This is a genomic window from Herbaspirillum sp. YR522 (genome assembly GCF_000282575.1).
Classification (GTDB): domain Bacteria; phylum Pseudomonadota; class Gammaproteobacteria; order Burkholderiales; family Burkholderiaceae_D; genus Herbaspirillum.
The window spans coordinates 1-14,626 of record NZ_AKJA01000080.1 but is presented as its reverse complement, the minus strand read 5'-3'; the positions used below and the strand labels follow the sequence as shown (position 1 = coordinate 14,626).

Sequence of the window (14,626 nt, the reverse complement as noted above, 5' to 3'; positions counted from 1 at the left end):
TGGCGCCCCGCCGTTGCCCTGGCCACCCGGCTGGCTGCACCTGTGGAAGAAATCGGGGCAGTCGCCGCTGTTGTGCTACCAGCCGCCCACCGCCGCCAGCCTGCGCATCACTCCGGAGCTTTGACGACGGTCAGTGCCTGGGGGTTGAGCACGTTGGACGGAGTGCCGGCGGCGAAGTCGACGATGTTCTGGAAGGCCGCCCGGAAATACAATTCGTAGCCGTCCTTTTCGACATAGCCCAGGTGCGGCGAAGCCACCACGTTATCCATGCGCAGCAGCGGTGAATCGACCGGCAACGGTTCGCGCTCGAATACGTCGAGCGCGGCCAACCCGGGCCGGCCCTGTTGCAGCGCGGCTTCCAGTGCGCCGGGCTCGACCAGTTCGGCGCGGCTGGTGTTGACCAGGCAGGCGGTGGGCTTCATCGCCGCCAGGTCGGCGGCGGTGACGACGCCGCGCGTGGCGTCGTTGAGGCGCAGGTGCAGGCTCAGTACATCGGCCTGCGCAAAGAACGCGGCACGCTCAGGGGCGACCTCGAAACCATCCTTTTGCGCCTGCTCCATGCTGGGCGCACGACCCCACACCACTACCTTCATCCCGAAGGCGCGGCCATAGCCGGCCACCATGCGTCCGATCTTGCCATAGCCCCAGATGCCCAGCGTGCGGCCCTTGAGTGCGGTGCCGACCAGGTTCAGGTGAGGCGTGGCCGAGACCTGCTGCCAGGCGCCCAGGCGCAGGTTGGCGCAGTATTGGGGCACGCGTCGTGCCGCCGCCATGATCAGTGCCCAGGTCAATTCCGCCGGCGCCGTCGGGTCGCCTACGCCTTCGACGATGGCCACCCCGCGTGCGGTGGCAGCTTCCACATCGACATGGCCGCTGACCTTGCCGGTCTGCGAGATCAGGCGCAGCAGCGGTAGCTTATCGAGCAGTTGCCGGTTCAGTTCGGTGCGTTCGCGAATCAGCACCACCGCATCGAACGGCGCCAGCCGCGCGGCCAACTGCCCCACGCCGCGCACGGTGTTGTTGAACACCTTGACGTCGTGACCGTCGAGCAGCGAGTAGCAATCCAGGTGGCGTACCGCATCCTGGTAATCATCGAGAATGGCGATTTTCATTTTTGGTCTCCGTGAACTTGTTGGCGCGCCGGCGGCGAGCTGCCAAGCATCATAAAGCGATCGAGGCGGCGCTGCATCAAGCCTTCCCGTAGGCGCTGCTTGCTCGCATAACGCCCCGCTGCCGTCACGCCCGCGTGCATTTTTTCCGTTTCGCAGGCCGAGATGAAATAAATCATCCGATAAATGACAATGATATTCACATTGTGAATGACATAATCGCGGCAATCCCGCTAGCAGCCAGGCCCTGACAGGTTTTCGGTAGAATCGATGTTATGCGTATTGGTAATGAAAAAACAGATTTTTTTCAGTTTGTATTTTCCTACTACAAAAGTCGGGTATTTATCGCTACAAATTTCAGTAAATTATTTTTCGTCGGGGTACAATCCTCGCCACCTTTTCTCACTTTTCACTGTCGAAGGGTGACCGCGGCCTGTGCCGGACCCCGGTTTCAGGCAACGTGGCCAGGCGCTGGCCGCCATCGACAAGACCGCCGATCTGCCCGCAGGCGTGGAACTTCCGCCGCCGGCAACGACGATCCTGCCGTGCCAGGACGAATTCTTTAACTTTGTGGCATTGGAGGTAGTACTCATGAACCAACCGATCATGGCAGGCGTTCCCGCAGTGAACGCACCCGCATACGTCAAACACCAGAAGCTGATCAACTGGGTCAGCGAGATTGCAGCGCTGACCAAGCCTGCTCGCATTTACTGGTGCGATGGCTCGCAAGAAGAATACGATCGGCTGTGCGCCGAGATGGTCGCCGCAGGCACCATGAAAAAGCTCAATGAGCAAAAGCGTCCCAACAGTTACCTGGCGTGCTCGGACCCGTCGGATGTGGCGCGCGTCGAAGACCGTACCTTCATCTGCTCCAAGACCAAGGAAGAAGCCGGTCCGACCAATAACTGGACCGATCCTGCTGAAATGCGCCAGACCTTGAACGGCCTGTTCGACGGCAGCATGGCTGGCCGCACCCTGTACGTGGTGCCGTTCTCGATGGGCCCGCTGGGTTCGCCGATCGCCCACATCGGTATCGAGCTGTCGGATTCGCCCTATGTGGCCGTCAACATGCGCATCATGACCCGCATGGGTCGTGCCGTGTACGACGTGCTGGGGGCCGACGGCGACTACGTGCCATGCGTGCACACCGTGGGTGCGCCGCTGGCCGCCGGCCAGCAGGACGTGGCCTGGCCATGCAACGCCACCAAGTACATCGTCCACTATCCCGATACGCGCGAGATCTGGTCCTACGGTTCGGGCTACGGCGGCAATGCGCTGCTGGGCAAGAAGTGCTTCGCGCTGCGCATCGCATCGACCATGGGGCGCGCGCAGGGCTGGCTGGCCGAGCACATGCTGATCCTGGGTGTCGAGTCGCCGGAAGGCAAGAAGCACTATGTGGCAGCGGCTTTCCCGTCGGCCTGCGGCAAGACCAACTTTGCCATGCTGATCCCGCCCAAGGCATTCGGCGGCTGGAAGGTCACCACCATCGGCGACGATATCGCCTGGATCAAGCCCGGCGCCGACGGTCGCTTGTACGCGATCAACCCGGAAGCCGGCTATTTCGGCGTGGCCCCGGGCACCAATGAAAAAACCAATTACAACTGCATGGCCTCGCTGGCGTCCAATACCATCTTCACCAACGTGGCGCTGACCGACGACGGTGACGTCTGGTGGGAAGGCATGACCAAGGAAGCCCCGGCGCACCTGATCGACTGGCAGGGCAAGGACTGGACCCCGGAGATCGCCAAGGAGACCGGCCGCAAGGCGGCCCATCCGAATGCGCGCTTTACGGTCGCCGCGACCCAGAACCCGGTGATCGACGCGGCCTGGGACGACCCGGCCGGCGTGCCGATCTCGGCCTTCATCTTCGGCGGCCGTCGCTCGACCACGGTGCCGCTGGTGACCGAGGCCCGCAACTGGGTCGAAGGCGTCTACATGGCGGCCACCATGGGTTCCGAAACCACCGCGGCGGCCGTCGGCCAGCAGGGTGTGGTACGTCGCGACCCATTCGCCATGCTGCCGTTCGCCGGCTACAACATGAGCGAATACTTCCAGCACTGGCTCGACATCGGCAAGAAGATCGCCGCGTCGCCGGCCGAGTTGCCGAAGATCTACTGCGTCAACTGGTTCCGCACCGACGCCGATGGCAAGTTCGTATGGCCTGGCTTCGGCGACAACATGCGCGTGCTGAAGTGGATGCTGGATCGTATCGAAGACACCAAGGGCGTCAATACCGGCGCCACCGAACATCTGTTCGGCTTCACCCCGCGCTTCGAAGACCTGCAATGGGACGGGATCGACTTTACCGCCGAGCAATACTCGACCATCACCTCGATCGACAAGGCCGCGTGGCTACAGGAACTGGCGCTGCATGCCGAGCTGTTCGACAAGCTCGCGCACAAGCTGCCGGGCGAGCTGGTGGGTGTCAAGGGCAAACTCGAAAAGCAACTGGCTGCCTGATCCTCGGGTCCGATTGCAAACAACCTGCCGCAGCGATGCGGCAGGTTTTTTTACGGGTGTTTGGCGGGCCTTGCTGCGTTGCAGTACCATGAGCGCTGCCGACATCTGCCGATGTCGTGCTTGTGTTGGTGCGCAAAGACGCCATGTGACGCACCCTGGCCGGTTCGACCGATCATCATGCCGGGCGATAGTCTTGCGCCCGGCATCGATAGTTAAATCCAATCAAAAACATTAATTAAATAAAATTGATCTATTTGATTCGGCGTCTTACACTTCTTCCACTGCTTCAAAACAACCCCCCTTAAAAGGAAATGGAAATGTCCCTGATCAACACCACTATCAAACCATTCAAGGCAACTGCATACCACGATGGCAAGTTCGTCGACATCACCGAAGCTACCCTGAAGGGCAAATGGTCCGTGTTCGTGTTCTATCCGGCTGACTTCACATTCGTCTGCCCGACCGAACTGGAAGATCTGGCTGACAACTATGCCGAGTTCAAGAAGCTGGGCGTCGAAGTCTACGGTATCTCGACCGATACCCACTTCGCCCACAAGGCATGGCACGACACATCGGACGCCATCAAGAAGGTGCAATACCCACTGGTGGGTGACCCGACTGCCACGTTGGCACGCAACTTCGAAGTGCTGATCGAAGAAGAAGGCCTGGCACTGCGCGGCACCTTCGTGATCAATCCGGAAGGCCAGATCAAGGTGATGGAAGTGCACGACAACGGCATCGGCCGTGACGCTTCGGAACTGCTGCGCAAGGTCAAGGCAGCCCAGTACGTGGCATCGCACCCAGGCGAAGTCTGCCCAGCCAAGTGGGAAGAAGGTTCGGCCACGCTGACCCCATCGCTGGACCTGGTCGGCAAGATCTGATGACCGCCCTGGCTGGTGCGCCAGCCGTCCGGTAACTGTAAAAGCTTTGGAAGTTGCACTGCCCGCCCGGGCTCCTGGCCCGGGCGACTGAATCTCTCTCAGAGGAAAGTGAAATCATCATGCTTGATGCCAATCTCAAGACCCAATTGAAGGCTTATCTGGAAAAGGTGACCCAGCCTATCGAGATCGTCGCATCGCTCGATGATGGCGCCAAGTCGCACGAGATGCAGGAACTGCTGCAGGAAATCGTGCTGCTGTCGGACCGCATTACGCTGGTCGAGCACCGCGATGCTTCGAACGGGCGCTCGCCGTCGTTCAAGCTGAACCGCCCCGGGACCGATATCAGCGTCGAGTTCGCTGCCATCCCGATGGGCCATGAATTTACTTCGCTGGTGCTGGCGCTGCTGCAGGTCGGCGGGCACCCGATCAAGCTCGACGACAAGGTGATCGAGCAGATCAAGAACCTCGATGGCGACTACAGCTTCGAGACCTATGTCTCGCTGACTTGCCAGAACTGCCCGGAAGTGGTCCAGGCGCTCAACGTGATGTCGATCATCAATCCGCGCATCCGCTCGGTGACGATCGATGGCGGCCTGTTCCAGGCTGAAGTCGAGCAACGCCAGATCATGGCCGTGCCGACCATCTACATGAACGGCGAGGTGTTCGGCCAGGGCCGTACCGGCGTCGAAGAAATCCTCGCCAAGCTCGACACCGGCGCGGCCGCCCGCAAGGGCGAGGAACTGAGCCAGCGCGAGCCCTATGACGTGCTGATCGTCGGTGGGGGGCCGGCCGGTGCGGCCGCCGCCATCTATGCAGCACGCAAGGGTATCCGTACCGGTGTGGTGGCCGAGCGTTTCGGCGGCCAGGTGCTCGATACCCTGGCCATCGAGAACTTCGTCTCGGTCAAGGAAACCGAAGGTCCGCACTTCGCGACCGCGCTGGAACAGCACGTCAAGGCCTACGACGTCGACATCATGAACGTGCAGCGGGCCGAAGCGCTGGTGCCTGGCGACAAGTTGATCGAGGTCAGGCTGGCCAATGGTGGCGTGCTGAAGGGCAAGACCGTGATCCTGTCGACCGGTGCCCGCTGGCGTGAAGTCAATGTGCCGGGTGAGCGCGAATACCGCAATCACGGCGTGGCCTACTGCCCGCACTGCGACGGTCCGCTGTTCAAGGGCAAGCGCGTGTCGGTGATCGGCGGCGGTAACTCCGGCGTGGAAGCGGCGATCGACCTGGCCGGGCTGGTCAAGCACGTCACGCTGCTGGAATTTGCCGCTGACCTGAAGGCCGACGCCGTATTGGTCAAGAAGCTCAAGAGCCTGCCCAATGTCACCGTGATCACCTCGGCACAGACCACCGAGATCACCGGCGACGGCAAGAAGGTCAATGGCATCGGCTACAAGGAACGCGCCACAGGTGAAGTGCGCCATATCGAACTGGAAGGCGTCTTCGTCCAGATCGGCCTGGTGCCCAACACGGAATGGCTCAAGGGCACCGTGGCCTTGTCCCGGCACGGCGAGATCGAAGTCGATGCCAAGGGCCAGACCTCGATTCCCGGTGTGTTCGCCGCCGGCGACGTCACCACCGTGCCCTACAAGCAGATCGTCATCGCCGTGGGCGAAGGTGCCAAGGCTTCGTTGTCGGCCTTCGATCACCTGATCCGTTCGTCGGTGGATGAGGAGCCGGTGGTGGCCAAGCAGGAAGCCGTGACCGCCTGAGCTTGTGGCCCCGGCCAGCAGTAATGGAAAACGCCACCGGCAAGCCGGTGGCGTTTTTTGTCTGGGCCCTCGTTCCTAGCCGATGAACCGGTGGGCGGCCGGGCTTTCGCCGCTGCCTGCGGACGTAAAAAAACGCCACCGTATCCGGTGGCGTTTTCGCGTGGTTTGCGGCGGTTCTTATTTGAACATCAGGCGCAGCGAATCCCAGGCGCGGCCGATGAAGCCGGCCGGGCCCACCGATTCCAGCGCCACCACCGGCAGTTCGGTGACGAGCTTGTCGTCGATGGTGACCTTGAGGGTACCGACCTTGGCATTTTCCGAGATCGGCGCGATCAGCGGGTCATTGCGGTCCAGATGGGTCTTGACCTTGTCAGCGCTGCCCTTGGGGATGGTGATGTACACATCGTTCTTGAAACCGACCTTGATCTTGCCTTGCGAACCCTTCCATACGTCGGGCGTGTCGACCGGCTGGCCCTTGGCGTACAGCTTGACCGCGTCGAAGTTCTGGAAGCCCCAGTTCAGCGCCTTCTGGCTCTCTTGCGTGCGGACCTGGTCGGAAACGGTGCCGATCACCACCGAGATCAGGCGGCGTTCGCCGTTGGGTACCGGACGGTGTGCCGAGGTGATCAGCGAATAGCCGGCGCTGGAGGTGTGGCCGGTCTTCATGCCGTCCACCGTCGGGTCCAGCCACAGCAGGCGGTTGCGGTTGGGCTGGGTGATGTTGTTGTAGGTGAATTTCTTGACCGAGTAATAGGTCTTGTAATACTCGGGGAAATCGTTGATCAGGTTGCGGCACAGGATGGCCAGGTCACGCGCGGTGGTATAGGTGTCCGGGCTGGGCAAGCCGTGTGGATTCGAAAAGCGGGTGTTGGTCAGGCCCTGGCGTTGCGCTTCGCGGTTCATCAGCTGCACGAAGGCGTCCTCGGTGCCCGAAACCGCTTCGGCCACGGCCACGGCGGCATCGTTGCCCGAGACCGAGATCAGGCCGAACAGCAGGTTGTTGATCGAGACCGGCTTATTGGGCTCGATGAACATCTTGGAGCTGCTGGGATCGACCTTCCAGGCGTTGACCGAGACGTTGACTTCCTGGTCGACGCTGAGGCGCTTGTCGCGCAACGCGGCGAAGGCCAGGTAGGCGGTCATCAGCTTGGTCAGCGAGGCCGGTTCGACGCGCATGTCGGGGTCGCTCGAGGCAATGACCTGGTTGGCCGAGGCGTCCAGCAGCAGCCAGGACTTGGCAGCGATGGTGGGGGGCGGCAGGGACTGTGCGGAGGCGGACAGGGCTGAAATGGAAAGTACGGTGGCGGCAAGCGCCGCGAATAGTTTTTTCATCGGTGCGAAAGAAAGGATGCCAGCAGGGGATACATCGTTGCTGAAGTGTTGAAATGGGTGGAATCGGCTCGACGCCGCTGCAGTGCAAGCCCCCTCGGCCTGCAGCGCGAAGATCAATGGCACGCCGGGCATTATAAACGCCAGGGCCGGACACCCAAAGCAAATCCGGACCGCCCGGCACCGACTGGTCAGTCCGTGGAACTGGCCGGACGGCGATGCCAGCTTTCGACCACGACGTTCTTGATATGTTGCAGCTTGCGGTGAAAAAAGTGATCCGAACCGGGAATCACCACCACCGGCAATTCTTGCGGACGTGCCCAGTCGAGCACTGCGGCCAGCGGGATGGTGTCATCCTGCTCGCCGTGGATCAGGATGGTGTTGGCCGGCACCGGCGGCATCGGCCACTTGCCCGCGGCGGTGCCCACCAGGGCCAGGCGCTCGGCGGCCTGCGCCGGGGCATCCTGCAGCAGGCGCTGCTGCAACTGGGCCTGGACGAAGGTGCCGAACGAAAAGCCGCCCAGCGCCAGTGGCAGCTCGGGATGCTGGCCACGCATGTGCTGCAGCAGCAGCGCCATGTCGTCGGTTTCGCCCTGGCCATGGTCATGCACGCCCTCGGACTTGCCCACGCCACGAAAATTCATGCGCACCGCCACGTAGCCCAGTGCCAGGAAGGTGCGGGCCAGGGTCTGCGCCACCTTGTTGTCCATGGTGCCGCCGTACAGCGGATGTGGATGGGCCACCAGGGCCAGGCCGACCGGGCGCGCGAACAGCTCGGCGTCGGGCAGGTCGAGCGCGCATTCGAGTTGCCCGACGGCGCCGGCGATGAAGAAATGCTGGGTATGTGCGTTCATGCTGACATCAGATCTTGAGACGGTCGACGATCTTGCCGCCGACGATGTGGCTATCGATGATTTCGTCGATGTCTTCGTTATCGACAAAGGTGTACCAGGTGCCTTGCGGGTAGATCACCACCACCGGCCCCTCTTCGCAACGTTCCAGGCAGCCTGCCTTGTTGATGCGCACCTTGCCGTCACCGGACAGGCCCAGCTGCTTGATGCGTTTCTTGGCGTGTTCCTGGGCCGCCTGCGCGCCCTTGTCGGCGCAGCAGGTGCGCTCGCCGGGCTTGCGCTGGTTGAGGCAGAAGAAGACGTGGTGTTCGTAGAATGGCTGGTCGCTCATGATCGATATTGACTGTGCGAAGTTGCGTTGTATAGGGGGCGCGGCGGTGCTCAATGATAACCCGGCTCACCGATGTTTGCGGTGCACCGGGTGATAGAGGAACCAGATCGCCAGGAATGGCCACAGCACCGACAGGAACTGCGCCGCGCCGTCGAAATTGAGGAACTTGCCCTGGACCCAGGTCTCGAGCGTGGAGATGTAGTACGGATTGGCCGGCATCGCATTGGTCACCAGCAGGCTCAGGATCAGCGCCAGTGCCGCCAGCCGCCGTTGCGCCGTGGGCGGCGCGAACGATAGCCCAGCGACCATCATGCTGCCCAGCAGGATGCCGCCGACCGCGCTTGGGGAAACCCAGACGAAGGCGTTCTGGGGCGCAAAGAACAAGGCGCACGCCAACGACTTGACGGCGATGCAGGCCAGCAGGTACACCAGCACGATGGCCCGGCGTGGCGCCTGCTTGCGCAACAGCAGAAGCAGCATCAGTGCCGCGCCACTGAGACCGCAGGCCGACACGATGACGTCGGCCAGCCAGTATTGTTCCGCGCTCAACTGGGCATTGTTGATCCAGGTGGTGGCCAGGTCCAGCGGCGTGTCGACCAGGTCCGAGAAGATGGCCGACAGGGGTGGCACCACATGACCCAGTCCGAACAGGTGGTTTTGCGGGTACATCAAGGCCAGCGGCCACAGGCCGACCACCACCAGGCCACGGCTGGCCTCGCCCGAGAACCAGCGCCTGCGCACCGCCAGCAGGCGGCTCTCGAGCAGGAAGTAGCGACTGCTGAGCGCGCCCAGCACCGCGCCGGCAAAGGCGCCGATGGTGTTGGTGACCAGGTCGAGGTTCGATGGCACCCGCGTGGGCAGCCAGGTCTGGCCTGCTTCCATGCCGGCCGACAGCAGCATGCCGGCCAGCGTGGCCGGCAGCACTGCCCATAGCGCTCGCAGTCGCGGGTGCATGGCAAACACCAGCAGCGCGCCCAGCGGGGCGTAGCCGGCGATGTTGGTCCAGACGTCGAAGCCGGTCCAGTAATACGGCAGGCGCGCGCCCAGGTAGTCGAACGGCCCCAGCCCCATGTCGCGCCAGCCCGAAAAGGGGTACCAGCTGGCATAGACGATCAGCACCGCGTAGACCAGCAGGCTCACGCGCGCAAACGAAGACGCCGCTTGCGCGTTGGTGTCGGCGCCGGCGGCGATGGACGAGGTGGGCTCGGCTTTCATGCGCCTGAGGGTACCCGATTTCGGCGCCGGATGCAGCGTCGGCGTCTGCCGTTACAATGCGCGCTATGGACAACAATTCACCATTGCAGTGGACCCCTGCGGCGCCCGCCGCAGACGACTTGCCGTTGGTCGATGCCGGCAAGCTGGCCGCGCAACTGGCCGCTTCCGAGCATGCTCCGGTGCGGCGCGTGGCGGTCGAGGCCGTGGCCCGGACCGGGTCCACCAATGTCGATCTGATGCTGCGCCTGGCCGGCCTGTCGCGGCCCCTGTTGCGGGTGGCCGACAGGCAGTCGGCCGGACGCGGGCGGGCCGGTCGCCCGTGGCGCAGCGATCCGGCCTCGACGCTGACCTTTTCCCTGGCCTGGCGCTTCGAGCGGCCGCTGCAGGCGCTGCTGGGTTTGCCGCTGGCCGTGGGCGTGGCGCTGGTCGAGGCGCTGCAGGTATTCGGGGTCCGGGCGCAATTGAAATGGCCCAATGATGTATTGCGCGACGGCGCCAAGCTGGCCGGCATCCTGATCGAGACCGCCGCCGACGTGCCGCAGCCCGGGTTCACCTGGGCGGTGGTCGGTATCGGCCTGAACCTGGACGTGCCGCCGGGCCTGGAAGCTGAACTCGAACGCAGCATCGGCGCAGCCCCTGAATTGCGCGTGCCGCCGCGCGAGACGGTATTGGCGGTGATCGCCAGTGCACTGGCCAGTTCGCTCGTCGAGTTCGAGCGCCGCGGCCTGGGCGCGTTCTTGCCGCGCTGGCAGGCTTGTCACGCCTACGCCGGACAGGCGGTCAGGATCATCGACCATGGCACCGTGGTGCACGAGGGCATGGCCACCGGCATCGATGCCGTGGGGCGGCTGTTGATCGATACCCACCAGGGCCCGGTGGCGGTGATGGCGGGTGACGTGTCATTAAGGTTGGCATCATGACGCCGCTACTGATCGATGCCGGCAACACCCGCATCAAGTGGGGCGTGCCGCTGGCCCATGGCCTGGGACGCTGGCTGCAGGAAGGCGCGGTCGAACGCGGGCAGGCCGTGCAGCTGGTGCAGGCATGGCAGGGCCTCAAGGACGAGGTCGGGCAGGTGTGCATCTCGAATGTGGCCGGACCGGGATTGCAGGCAGCGCTGACCGAGGCCTTGCAGGCAGTGTTTGGCCAGGCCATGAAGATCGAATGGTTTGCATCGGAGCCGCAGCGTGCCGGCGTACGCAATGCTTACCGCAATCCTGCGCAACTGGGTTGCGACCGTTTTGCTGCGGCCATCGGCGCGCGCGCCCTGTTTCCGGGCCAGGAATTGGTAGTGGCCACCTGCGGCACCGCCACCACGGTCGACGCGGTGAGCGCCGATGGTGTTTTCCTGGGCGGCATGATCTTGCCGGGGCTGGCGATGATGACCAATTCGCTGGCCGCCAACACCGCGCAGCTGCCGCATATCGGGGGCATCAGCACATCGGTGGGTCCGTTCGCCGACAATACCGGCGACGCCATCGTGGCCGGATGCATCGCGGCCCAGGCCGGGGCCATCGAGCATGCGCTGCGCCAGCGGCGCCAGGTCGGTGCTGCACCGCTGCGCTGCGTGCTGGCCGGGGGCGCGGGGCAACTCCTGGTGCCGCATCTGGCGCTGGGCGATGCCCGGCTGGAAAAGGTGGATAATCTGGTGCTGATCGGATTGCAGGCGGCCCTGGCCGCCGATCAAGACCATTGACGACGAATGCGAGGATGAAGCTAAAACTGTTCTTCTGGTTGCTGCTGGCAGGTAATTGCGTGCTGTTCGGGTTGCAGCGCGGTTACTTGGGGGCGACTGCCGCCGAGCGGCGCGAACCGCAACGCCTGACCCAGCAACTACGTCCCGAATCGCTGGCGCTGCTGCCGGCCAACAGCGCCAAGCTGGTGGCGCCGGTGCGTGTCCAGGAGCCGGCCCCGACGCCGTCGGAGCCTGCCACGGCGGCGCCGGCGCCGGCGGTTCCGGCTGCGGCGCTGGCGGCGGCCTCGGTGAGCCCTTCCTGCACCGAGGTCGGCAGTTTCAGCGCGGCCGACGCGCAGCGTTTTTCACGCCAGTTGGCCGGGCTCAACCTGGGCGACAAGGTGGCGCAGAAGCTGAGCCAGGATGTCACCAGCCATATGGTCTATATTCCACCGCAGGACGGACGCGAGGGCGCCGAGCGCCGTACTGCCGAGTTGCGCCGCCTGGGCGTGGGCGACTTCTATGTCATTCCCGAGAGCTTCCCCAACCCGGCCTTGCGCTCGGGCGTGTCGCTGGGCATCTTCCGTACCGAAGAGGCGGCCAAGGCCTATATCGGCCAACTCATCTCCAAGGGGGTACGCAGCGCGCGCATCATCGCGCGCCGCTCAGGGGCGGGCAAGCAGGTGTTCCAGTTGCGTGACCTGAGCCCGGACGCACGCAGTGCCCTGAACCGGATCAAGGCGGATTTTCCCGAACAGGAAATCCGTGGTTGCAGCGCTTGAGCGAACCAATGCCGCCAACCGTTGCCGATACCGCACAGGCGTACAAAGCATGACAATTTCCGCGATCTTTCCATGTAAAATCGCGCATTCTTTTAGACCCGGCAACCACAGGACACCGCCATGACCACCGACCTCAGCAAGGTAGCACCCCAGATCAAAGCCGAAATCCTGGCTGAGGCGCTGCCTTACATCCGCAAGTTCCACGGCAAGACCATCGTGGTCAAGTACGGCGGTAACGCCATGACCGAAGAAAGCCTCAAGCATGGCTTCGCGCGCGATGTGATCCTGCTCAAGCTGGTGGGGATGAATCCGGTGGTGGTGCACGGTGGCGGGCCCCAGATCGATGCCGCCTTGAAGAAGATCGGCAAGCAGGGCACCTTCGTGCAGGGCATGCGCATCACCGACGAGGAAACCATGGAAGTGGTGGAGTGGGTGCTGGGCGGCGAGGTGCAGCAGGACATCGTGATGCTGATCAACCACTACGGTGGCCAGGCCGTGGGCCTGACCGGCAAGGATGGCGGCCTGATCCGCGCCCGTCGCATGAAGATGCCGGACAAGGAAAAGCCGGGCGAATTCCTCGACATCGGCTTCGTGGGCGAGATCGAGGCGATCAACCCGGCGGTGGTCAAGGCCCTGCAGGATGACGCTTTCATCCCGATCATCTCGCCCATCGGCTTTGGTGACGATGGCCAGGCCTACAACATCAATGCCGACGTCGTCGCCGGCAAGATCGCCGAGATCCTGCATGCCGAGAAGTTGATCATGATGACCAATATCGCGGGCGTGCAGGACAAGAGCGGCAAGCTGTTGACCGACCTGTCGGCGCGCGAGATCGACGAAATGTTTGCCGACGGCACCATCTCGGGCGGCATGCTGCCCAAGATCTCCTCGGCGCTGGACGCGGCCAAGTCGGGCGTCAATACGGTCCACATCATCGATGGCCGCATCGAGCATTCGCTGCTGCTGGAAGTGCTGACCGAGCAGGCTTTCGGCACCATGATCCGTTCGCATTGAGTACGCTTGCCACGAGGCAAAAAGGGATGAGCCTGGCTCATCCCTTTTTTATTGTGCATGCGGCCTGGAAGCCGCCAACCGGTAAGTCAATAGAGCTGCTCGACCACCAGCCCCTTCTGGCGTAGCAGGGCGGGGATTCCGCGGGGCCCGACCAGGTGCAGGATGCCGACTGCCGCCACGGCCTTGTCGTATTGCATGAGCAGCGCGGCAATGCGATCGGCCAGGCCGGGATTGCGGCCCTCCAGCAGCACCTCCAGGGCAAAGCGGTTGGCGAACGAGTCTTCCTGGTGCAATTCCTCCAGCGCCCGCTGCAACGCGGCATGGTCGGCATGGCGCCAGGCGTCCACCAGTGCCGAGAGGCGGCGGTTGCCTTGTGCGTCTTCCAGGTCGTCGACGGTGTCGGCCAGGAACTGCTGCTCGTCGGACGTGCCCAGCGCGCCCAGCAGCCCCAGCTGCTGTTCGGCGCTTTCCAGCTCGAGCACCGGACGGCCACGGCGGCGCATCACGTCTGCCAGGTGGTTGTCGACCGCCAGCGCGGTCTGGAAGCCGGCGGCTTCAAAGGCTTGCACGGTGAGCGTGATGGCCAGCATCCAGGGCCGCAAGTGCTGCAGCGGCGCCTGCGGCAAGCCGGCTTGCCGCAGCGCTGCCTGGGTGCGCTGCGCCAGCGCTGGCGGCAGGACGTCGGTGAAACGCTGGCCACCGGGCAGCAGGCCATATCGTTGCACCGCCTGCTGCATCACGCCCTGGCGCGCGGGGTCCAGTTCCAGGGCTAGCGCGGGTGCCGCTTGCAGCGCTTCCATGATGCGTGGCTCGAGCGGATAGAAGTCGGGTTGTCCGACATGGATCGTGCCAAACAGATAGAGCGACCGGGTGCCATCCGAAATGCGCCAGAGGGCGCCGCGTGCCGGGGCGGCGGCGTGCGCCGACGAGGGGGCCGGTGCTGCCCGGGCGGCAGGCACATAAAGCCAGGACAGGCAGGCCAATGTCACTATAATCAGTCGTCCTGCAAGTTGCTTCACTGCTTTCTTCCTTGTTATTCGTTGCTATGCGCGTCGCTCGCGGCGCGCCGTTCAGATTTATGGCGTCCAATACTACACCGCTCTGGTTGTTCGATCTCGACAATACCCTGCATAACGCTTCACATGCGATCTTTCCGGCGATCAACGCCAACATGAACCGTTACATGACGCAGGTGTTCGCCGCAGGCGGGCATCCGTCGGACGAAGCCACGGTCAACTTCCTGCGCCGCCATTACTGGCGG

The 14,626-nt window shown here is 63.5% G+C and carries 14 protein-coding genes and 1 pseudogene; 8 read left to right on the top strand and 7 right to left on the bottom strand.

The genetic code is table 11. The features are described from left to right. Window positions 1–107: 107 nt before the first annotated feature. Both PMI40_RS11690 and PMI40_RS11685 read right to left on the bottom strand, forming a co-directional pair. The gene (locus tag PMI40_RS11690) at window positions 108–1,112 is read right to left on the bottom strand and encodes a D-2-hydroxyacid dehydrogenase family protein (protein WP_008115440.1); all 1,005 of its coding nucleotides are present in this window, start codon (window positions 1,110–1,112) and stop codon (window positions 108–110) included. Beyond that, window positions 1,109–1,312 (bottom strand): hypothetical protein, encoded by a 204-nt coding sequence (locus PMI40_RS11685; RefSeq protein ID WP_157221507.1) that lies wholly within the window; start codon window positions 1,310–1,312, stop codon window positions 1,109–1,111. Before PMI40_RS11685 ends, PMI40_RS11690 begins: the two co-directional genes overlap by 4 nt. 388 nt (window positions 1,313–1,700) lie before the next feature. Here PMI40_RS11685 and PMI40_RS11680 point away from each other — a divergent pair, with 388 nt between their 5' ends. The 3 genes from PMI40_RS11680 to ahpF all read left to right on the top strand — a co-directional run bounded on the left by PMI40_RS11680 (window position 1,701) and on the right by ahpF (window position 6,168). Further along, window positions 1,701–3,569: a phosphoenolpyruvate carboxykinase (GTP) gene (locus PMI40_RS11680; protein WP_008115439.1), complete on the top strand. Its 1,869-nt coding sequence runs from the start codon at window positions 1,701–1,703 to the stop codon at window positions 3,567–3,569. A 317-nt stretch (window positions 3,570–3,886) separates the two neighbouring features. Then, window positions 3,887–4,450 carry an alkyl hydroperoxide reductase subunit C gene (gene ahpC, locus PMI40_RS11675; RefSeq protein WP_008115438.1) on the top strand — a complete coding sequence of 188 codons (564 nt, stop codon included), beginning with the start codon at window positions 3,887–3,889 and terminating at the stop codon, window positions 4,448–4,450. A gap of 119 nt (window positions 4,451–4,569) precedes the next feature. After that, window positions 4,570–6,168, top strand: a complete 1,599-nt coding sequence (ahpF, locus tag PMI40_RS11670; RefSeq protein WP_008115436.1) for an alkyl hydroperoxide reductase subunit F — start codon at window positions 4,570–4,572, stop codon at window positions 6,166–6,168. A 177-nt stretch (window positions 6,169–6,345) separates the two neighbouring features. Here the strand turns inward: ahpF and PMI40_RS11665 are convergent, their stop codons facing one another. From PMI40_RS11665 to PMI40_RS11650, 4 genes are all read right to left on the bottom strand, one after another. Next, window positions 6,346–7,500, bottom strand: a complete 1,155-nt coding sequence (locus tag PMI40_RS11665) for a D-alanyl-D-alanine carboxypeptidase family protein (RefSeq protein ID WP_008115434.1) — start codon at window positions 7,498–7,500, stop codon at window positions 6,346–6,348. A gap of 188 nt (window positions 7,501–7,688) precedes the next feature. Beyond that, entirely contained in the window at window positions 7,689–8,351 is a 663-nt protein-coding gene (locus PMI40_RS11660; RefSeq protein ID WP_008115433.1) for an alpha/beta hydrolase, read from the bottom strand. 7 nt (window positions 8,352–8,358) lie between these two features. Continuing rightward, window positions 8,359–8,679, bottom strand: a complete 321-nt coding sequence (locus tag PMI40_RS11655) for a ferredoxin (protein WP_008115431.1) — start codon at window positions 8,677–8,679, stop codon at window positions 8,359–8,361. A 66-nt stretch (window positions 8,680–8,745) separates the two neighbouring features. Further along, entirely contained in the window at window positions 8,746–9,894 is a 1,149-nt protein-coding gene (locus PMI40_RS11650; protein ID WP_008115430.1) for a VanZ family protein, read from the bottom strand. A 65-nt stretch (window positions 9,895–9,959) separates the two neighbouring features. Between PMI40_RS11650 and PMI40_RS11645 the strand changes: the two genes are divergently transcribed. The 4 genes from PMI40_RS11645 to argB all read left to right on the top strand — a co-directional run bounded on the left by PMI40_RS11645 (window position 9,960) and on the right by argB (window position 13,365). Then, complete coding sequence (locus PMI40_RS11645) at window positions 9,960–10,814, top strand: biotin--[acetyl-CoA-carboxylase] ligase (protein WP_008115428.1); 855 nt, start codon at window positions 9,960–9,962, stop codon at window positions 10,812–10,814. After that, on the top strand, window positions 10,811–11,590 hold the full coding sequence (locus tag PMI40_RS11640) for a type III pantothenate kinase (protein WP_008115427.1): 780 nt from the start codon (window positions 10,811–10,813) through the stop codon (window positions 11,588–11,590). The genes PMI40_RS11645 and PMI40_RS11640 overlap by 4 nt, the downstream gene beginning before the upstream one ends. Window positions 11,591–11,604: 14 nt before the next feature. After that, on the top strand, window positions 11,605–12,351 hold the full coding sequence (locus tag PMI40_RS11635) for an SPOR domain-containing protein (RefSeq protein ID WP_008115426.1): 747 nt from the start codon (window positions 11,605–11,607) through the stop codon (window positions 12,349–12,351). Window positions 12,352–12,471: 120 nt separating this feature from the next. Next, window positions 12,472–13,365: an acetylglutamate kinase gene (gene argB / locus PMI40_RS11630; RefSeq protein WP_008115425.1), complete on the top strand. Its 894-nt coding sequence runs from the start codon at window positions 12,472–12,474 to the stop codon at window positions 13,363–13,365. A gap of 86 nt (window positions 13,366–13,451) precedes the next feature. Here argB and PMI40_RS11625 read toward each other — a convergent pair whose 3' ends face one another. Beyond that, on the bottom strand, window positions 13,452–14,384 hold the full coding sequence (locus tag PMI40_RS11625; RefSeq protein ID WP_008115424.1) for a TraB/GumN family protein: 933 nt from the start codon (window positions 14,382–14,384) through the stop codon (window positions 13,452–13,454). 59 nt (window positions 14,385–14,443) lie between these two features. Between PMI40_RS11625 and PMI40_RS11620 the strand changes: the two are divergent. Next, window positions 14,444–14,626 (top strand): annotated as a pseudogene (locus tag PMI40_RS11620) (phosphoglycolate phosphatase); the annotation flags it as partial.